This window comes from Aquamicrobium soli (assembly GCF_042646345.1).
Classification (GTDB): Bacteria; Pseudomonadota; Alphaproteobacteria; order Rhizobiales; family Rhizobiaceae; genus Mesorhizobium; species Mesorhizobium soli_A.
Map to the genome: position 1 here is coordinate 217,685 of NZ_JBHRTK010000015.1, position 6,531 is coordinate 224,215.

Annotated in this window: 3 protein-coding genes; 2 read left to right on the top strand and 1 reads right to left on the bottom strand. The window is 63.7% G+C overall.

What is annotated here, in order from left to right; all coding sequences use genetic code 11:
- Entirely contained in the window at positions 1–612 is a 612-nt protein-coding gene (locus ACFOHJ_RS16545) for a ribbon-helix-helix domain-containing protein (protein WP_378222330.1), read from the top strand.
- A 16-nt stretch (positions 613–628) separates the two neighbouring features.
- Here ACFOHJ_RS16545 and ACFOHJ_RS16550 read toward each other — a convergent pair whose 3' ends face one another.
- Positions 629–1,501: a transglutaminase-like cysteine peptidase gene (locus tag ACFOHJ_RS16550; RefSeq protein ID WP_378222332.1), complete on the bottom strand. Its 873-nt coding sequence runs from the start codon at positions 1,499–1,501 to the stop codon at positions 629–631.
- Positions 1,502–1,851: 350 nt separating this feature from the next.
- On the opposite strand from ACFOHJ_RS16550, the gene ACFOHJ_RS16555 reads away from it, so the two are divergent.
- Positions 1,852–6,531 (top strand): DUF5801 repeats-in-toxin domain-containing protein (locus ACFOHJ_RS16555; protein ID WP_378222333.1); only part of this gene is annotated, 4,680 nt, incomplete at its 3' end.

Here is a 6,531-nt window from a genome sequence, read left to right on the forward strand (position 1 = left end):
ATGGAAAACGGTTCCAGCGACGAGCCTTCCCTGCTGCATCATGCGGAGCCCGTCTTCCGCGTGCTGGAGGGCGGAAGTTCGCGGCGCGGCATTCGCCTGGAGCGGGCCTACTGGCAGGTGTTGCGTGAAATCGCGCAGGCCGGGAAGCAACGACCGGGCACGCTGGTCCAGTCGATCCTGGAGGAGGCGCCAACGGCGGCCAACGCCACGTCACTGCTGCGGGTATACTGCCTGCGGTGGATGGTCGATGCGCTGGCCGCCGCGCGCAAGGTGAGCGACCCGTCCGTCGTGGCCAACCTGGTCAGGGCTTCGCCCGGTGCGGCCTTTGCGCTCGGGCTGGACAAGCGGATCGTGGCCTATAATCAGTCTTTCCTGAACTTCGTCCAGGCCCGCTTGTCCCACACCGGAACCGAACCGGTCGGCCGCGACCTTCGCCTGACACTCGACGGCCACCTGGTGACCCTTGCCGATGCGCTGAAGGCCAACGGAAACGTGCCGCTCGAAATCGGTTTCGTGGTCGCCCTTTCCGATCGGCGGCTGCGAGGAAAACTGAACGCCGTGCTGGCGCCGGTCGCCGACCAGGACATCATCCTCTGCTACGTCCTGCCTTGAGGGGGCGGGGCCACGGTCAGGACGGATTGGCCACGCCTTCGCCCGGCAGCACCTTGTCGAGGGAAGCCGGGCGCTTCTGCATGGCGAACTCAGAGCCTCGCTTGTAGCCGTGCACCCAGGCGCGCTGTGCGCCGAGCGAGTAGAGGGCCTGGTACTGCGGCAGCGCGCTGTCCGGCAGCACCGTGTCGCGCAGGTTGTCCAGTATGTAGGTCTGGCTGGTTGTCGAGACCGCCAGGACGGCATGGAAGAAGTTCCGCTTGGCATCGCGTACCACCACCAGCGCCAGGCTTTCGGCGGGCAGGCCGGCGCTGCGGAGGGCGGCGAGCTTCAGCAGCGCGTAGTCCTCGCAATCGCCCCGTCCGGTGGTCAGCGTCTCGACCGGCGTCGCCCAATGATCGAGCGTGCCATAGATGTTGGCGTCCGTGTCATAGCGGAGCAGCTTGTTGACCGCGAGATTGACGGCGTCGACCTTTTTGGCGATCGGCGCATCGGCAATCGCGGCCACCGTTTCCTGAAGCAACCCCATCCGGGTCCTGCAGGTCGTGCTGCCGGCGCAGTCTTCGCGCCTGAGCCGGTCGAGCGCCTGCTGCATGTGCTGCCATTGGGCCAGCGCATCAGGCTTGAAAGGGAAGGCCACCGATCCGAACACGCCGGTCGGGACGGAACCGGTGCTCATGCGGTCGAGACCGACCGGGGCCGCGGCATCCCGTGCCTTGTCGCTGTCGCCGGCAATGCGTTGCTGCGAATGGAACGGCCGGGCCTGCGCTGCCGCGGCCACGCGCGCCTGCTGGAGCCCCGCCGGGCCGGCGAACAGCGAAAAACCCAGCGCGAGCCCGGCCGCGATGGCGGCGTGGCGCGGCTTCGATAAAGCAAGATATCCAGCACTCATAAGACTGCCCTTTGCAATTCGGAGGCAGCCTAGATGAAGCGATTGTAGATACGCCTAAGAGGTGTAGTAAGTTATGGATGTACTTGAAACGCCGCGTTTGATTAAAATTTTATACATGGGAAGGCGACGGCTTTTTTAGCCGGCCGGAGGTGCCGAAAATCCCTTTCGGCAGACGGCCCAGGCGTCTGGTTTTCCTCTGGATTATATAATTATGTATATTTATAAAGTTAACCAACGACAAAATAATGTATAGATAGCATATCTGGATATATCATCTACAAAGCCGCCCTATTGATCGCCGGCACAATTCATGGCTTTGCTGGCGGCAAATTCAAATTGGGGGCAGGGCTATGGCTACCAACGGCATTATTGACAACGCTGACGTGTTTGCCGAACGGCACGGCGTGGAGCATCCGGCGGAATTCCAGGCACAGCTTATGGCGCAGGCGGAAGCCGCGCCGGCGCCGGCCACGGCACCGCAAGCCCCTGCCGCCGTCGCACAACAGGCACCTGTCGCCGCCGCATCGCAGGCGGACACGAAGGTCGTAGAGGTGGCGCAGGACAATACGGTCAAGCTGCCGGCGGGCACGTCGATCGAAAAGATCGAAATCGACGGCGACAGCCTTGTGCTGGTGCAGCCCGATGGCACCCGCATCGTCATCGAGCATGCGGCCCTGCATGTTCCCACCTTCGTCATCGACGATGTCGAGATCCCGCAGGAGGCGCTGGTCGCCGCCCTGCAGGCCAACCAGATCGACGTGGCGGCCGGCCCCGACGGCTCGCTGACGGCGGTGGCGGCCGGCAGCGAAAGCGCCGGCGGCAATTTCAACCAGCCGTTCCCCGGCATCGGCGACGCCGGCCCGATCATCGACCTTCTGCCGCCGACCGCGCTGCAGTTCGGCACGTTGGAAGAGCGCGAGCTTTTCCCGGCGCAGACCCTCAAGGATGATGCGCCCGTCATCCTTTCGGTCACGGGATTCGAGCGGGTCGACGAGGACGGCCTGCCGAACGCCAACGACGACGCGGCGCGCGCCGGGGAAGTGGATGCGGGCGGCATGGCGTCCGCGACCGCCCAGGTGGTCGTCGACTTCGGCAACGACGCGCCGGCGAATCTTCCGGGCGCGTTTGCTTTCACCAATCCGGACGAACTGAGCGGCAAGCTTTTCGCTATCGGCGGCGAGCCGATCGAATTCACGCTCGAGAACGGTGTTCTAGTCGGCCGGGCCGGCGGCGAAGGCGATCCGATCATCGAAATCTCTGTCAAGGGCGCCACGACTACGCCCGGCACGTCCCAGGTTGTCTATGAACTTGAACTCAAGATTCTTGGGCCCGTCCAGCACGGCGTGTCGGGGGAGGATTTTGTCGAACTGAACGGCATAGCCTTCACCGTCACGGATAAAAGCGGCGATGTCGTTCCCGGCAGCATCAACGCCTCGATCGCCGATGACATTCCGGTTGCGGCCGGGGATCAGTCGATCGCGATCGCCGTCGATGAAGACGGGCTCGGCTGGGCCAACCAGGACGATGGGCGGGACGGCGAGGAAGCCGGCAGCGGCAGCCGGACGTTCACCGGGAACGCCGGCGCGCTGAACGCGCTCATCAATTTCGGCGCCGATGGCGCGCATGCGACGGAAGCATTCTCGCTGAAGGTCGTTGAGCCGGAGGCCTTTGGCAGCTGGACCTCGGGCGGCAAGCAAGTTTTCGTCGTTTCCGACGGTTCGACGCTGCACGGGTATGTTGACGGTGACGGCGGGGCCGACCGGGCCGTGTTCGACCTGACCGTGGGGGCGGACGGTTCCTACACCTTCACGCTGCATAGCCAGATCGACCATCCTGCAGCTGGCGGAGAGAACGAACTGACCGGCGGCATGGACCTGTCGGGCTTCATCGTTGCCAAGGACGGCGACGGCGACACCGTCGAACTGGCGGGTGGCTCCTTTACCGTTCAGGTGCTGGATGACATTCCGGTTTCTGCTGGGGATCAGTCGATCGCGATCGCGGTCGATGAAGACGGGCTCGGCTGGGCCAACCAGGATGATGGACGGGACGGCGAGGAGACGGGCAGCGGCAATCGGACGGTCACCGGGGATGCCGGCGCGCTGAACGCGCTCGTCAATTTTGGCGCCGATGGCGCGCATGCGACCGAGGCCTTCTCGCTCAAGGAAGTTGCCTCGACGGAGTTCGGGAACTGGACATCGGGCGGTGAGCAGGTTTTCGTCGTTTCCGACGGCTCGACGCTGCATGGCTATGTCGATGTCGATGGAGACGGCTCGTTCGATGCAGCGAAGGACCGGGCGGTGTTCGACCTGACGGTGGGCGCTGACGGCTCTTATTCGTTCACGCTGCATAGCCAGATTGATCATCCCTCGCTCGACGGCCAGACCGGCGACGACGGCGAGAACCTGCTGTCCGGCGCCATGGACCTGTCGGACTTCATCGTCGCCAAGGATGGCGACGGCGATACCGTCGAACTGTCGAGCGGTGCCTTCACCGTGCAGGTGATGGACGACATTCCCGTCATCACGGCCCGCGACGCCGAGACCGGCGAAAGCACGAGTTCCTACACCGTCAGCTACACGCTTCAGGCCGGCAACGTGGCCATTCGCGGCATGGACGGAATAGGCGACCACGACATCAAGCTGAGCGGCCGGGATCTCAACGATGCGAGCGACGGTTCGGTCAACACCACCGGCGCCAAGATTGGTGTCGGAGATGGCCAGCGCATTGACGGCTACGATACCAAGGGCAACATTACCGGCCCTGAAATCCTGACCATGGAATTCGTCAAGAGCCTGACGATCACAGCGAATAATCCAAATCCGCCAACGGTCAGCCAGGGCGACGCCTATACGGTTTCGTCGACGCGCTTCACCATCGACGTTAGCGAGGGCAAAGGGGTCGACCATTCCGTGGTCTTCATCTCGGCGACAAGCGGCGGTGCCTTTGTCGATGTATCGCTCAAGGTCAATGGCGAAGCCTATGCGGGCACTGCCAAGCCGGTCTACGAAGGCGGCAACCTGGTCGGCTATGTGTTCGACAAGATTCCCGACGGCGCGATCCTCGAGGTGACCGGGCAGACGCCTTTCGATACGCTCAATGTCGGCAACTACAACGGCTACGCTTTCTCGTCGGATGCCGGCGGTGGCACGAGCACCGTTTCCGGCGGCAACGCGTTCAAGATTTTCGGGATCGAATCGACGATCACCGAAACGACGATAACGACGGAGACCTTCGTCGTTCGTCACGACGAAACGGACGGCGTCAATGTCGATCCCGACCCCAACGGATCGGACGACACCGCCGCCGCGCCGCCGAGCCAGATTGCCGAGGCGGACTCGATCGGCTACGCGAAGTCGAGCGTGAGTGTGCTCGGCGGCGACAAGCCGCTGTTTTCTGGCAGTTTCGGCGCCGACAAGGATGGCGGCCATTACAGCTTTGCACTGACCGACAAGAACGGCGCCGAACTGAACGGCACGGATTCCGGCCTCAAGACCCTCGACGGCAAGGCTATTCTTCTGTTCACCAACGACGATGGCGCCCTTGAAGGGCGGGCCGACGGCAATGTGGTGTTCAAGGTTTTCGTCGACGGCGAGGGCTTTGTCTGGGTTGCGCAGTACAAGCCGATCGCCCATGCCATCCAGGGCGACAGCGCTTCGGCCCACGACGATGTCGCCGCCATTTCCGCTGATCTTCGGGTCAAGGCGACCATCACCGACGGCGACGGCGATTCGGCCAGCGTCGTTTCCGGGGTCGGCCTTCATGTCGAATTCCAGGACGATGGCCCGAAGGCGATCGACGATTTCAACTCTATCGGCGAGGATGCGGCCGGCGCGGTGACCGGCAATGTCGTTGCCGGTGCCGAAAACGGCGACGGGAAGGATGCCACAGGCACCGATGGCTTTGGCGGCATCGATTGGGTTGGCGCTCACGGCGCGGAGGTCAAGGGCCTCTATGGCGTGCTCACCGTCGACGATCATGGCGGCTACAGCTATCGCTTGTACACGAACGAAGAGAATCCCGAGGCCTACGCTGCGGTGCAGGCGCTTACGCCCGACCATTCGCTCGATGAGGTCTTCGACTACATTCTTGCCGACGGCGATGGGGACACTTCCCAGGCCAAGCTGACGATTCGGATCGACGGCGCCAATGATGTGGTGACGATCACCAGCGGCCTGGATGCTGCCGGCGGCGACGTGGTGGTCGACGAGAAGGGCCTGTCCTTCGGCTCCGATGCCGGCCACGGCGATGTCGCCACGGGCTCGTTCTCCTTCCATGCTCCGGACGGGTTGCAGTCGATCACCATCGGCGGAACCACGATAATGGTGGCGGAACTGCTGGCGGCAGGTGCGGGCGCGGGCCAATCGATCTCGATTGCGCCGCTGCCGGGCGAGCCGACCTTCGGCACGCTCGAAATCATCGGCTATACGGCGAGCGCTCAGGGCGGCACGGTTCAGTACCGCTTCACGCTTACCGAAAACCTTGCCACGCACCCGGACAACGATCCCGGCACGGCTGCCGGCAGCGACGGCGATCCCGACCGCGGCGCGGCCGACCAGATCGTCGGCGGCTCCTTCAGCGTCACTGTCGTCGACAGCGACGGCAGCGAGGCGACCGGGAAATTGGGCATTGCCGTCAACGACGATGGCCCGACCGCGCACGGCACCAGCGCCGGCGCGTCCGAGGCCCAGGCGATCACCGGTAATCTCGACTTCACGTCTGGCGCCGACGGTGCCACCGTCACCCACATCAACGACATTGAACTGAACTTCGACGTTGACGGCTGGTCGCAGCCCTTTGCAGGAGAGCACGGGATGCTGCGGGTCAAGGCTGACGGCAGCTACGAATATGTCGCCCAGCCTAACGACGTCTACAAGACGGGCGGAAACGACCAGTTCTCCTTCACGGTAACGGATGGCGACGGAGACACCAGCACAGAGCAGGTAGCGATTGCTGTCACCGATACGGTCGACGCGGTGACGGTCAAGCTGAGCGCGACGCCATCGACGGGTGAGGACGGCGGCTCGATCGTC

Bases quoted from the DNA above. Each gene is read 5' to 3' on its own strand.
- ACFOHJ_RS16550 (WP_378222332.1), bottom strand. From the start codon at position 1,501: ATGAGTGCTGGATATCTTGCTTTATCGAAGCCGCGCCACGCCGCCATC.
- ACFOHJ_RS16545 (WP_378222330.1), top strand. From the start codon at position 1: ATGGAAAACGGTTCCAGCGACGAGCCTTCCCTGCTGCATCATGCGGAG.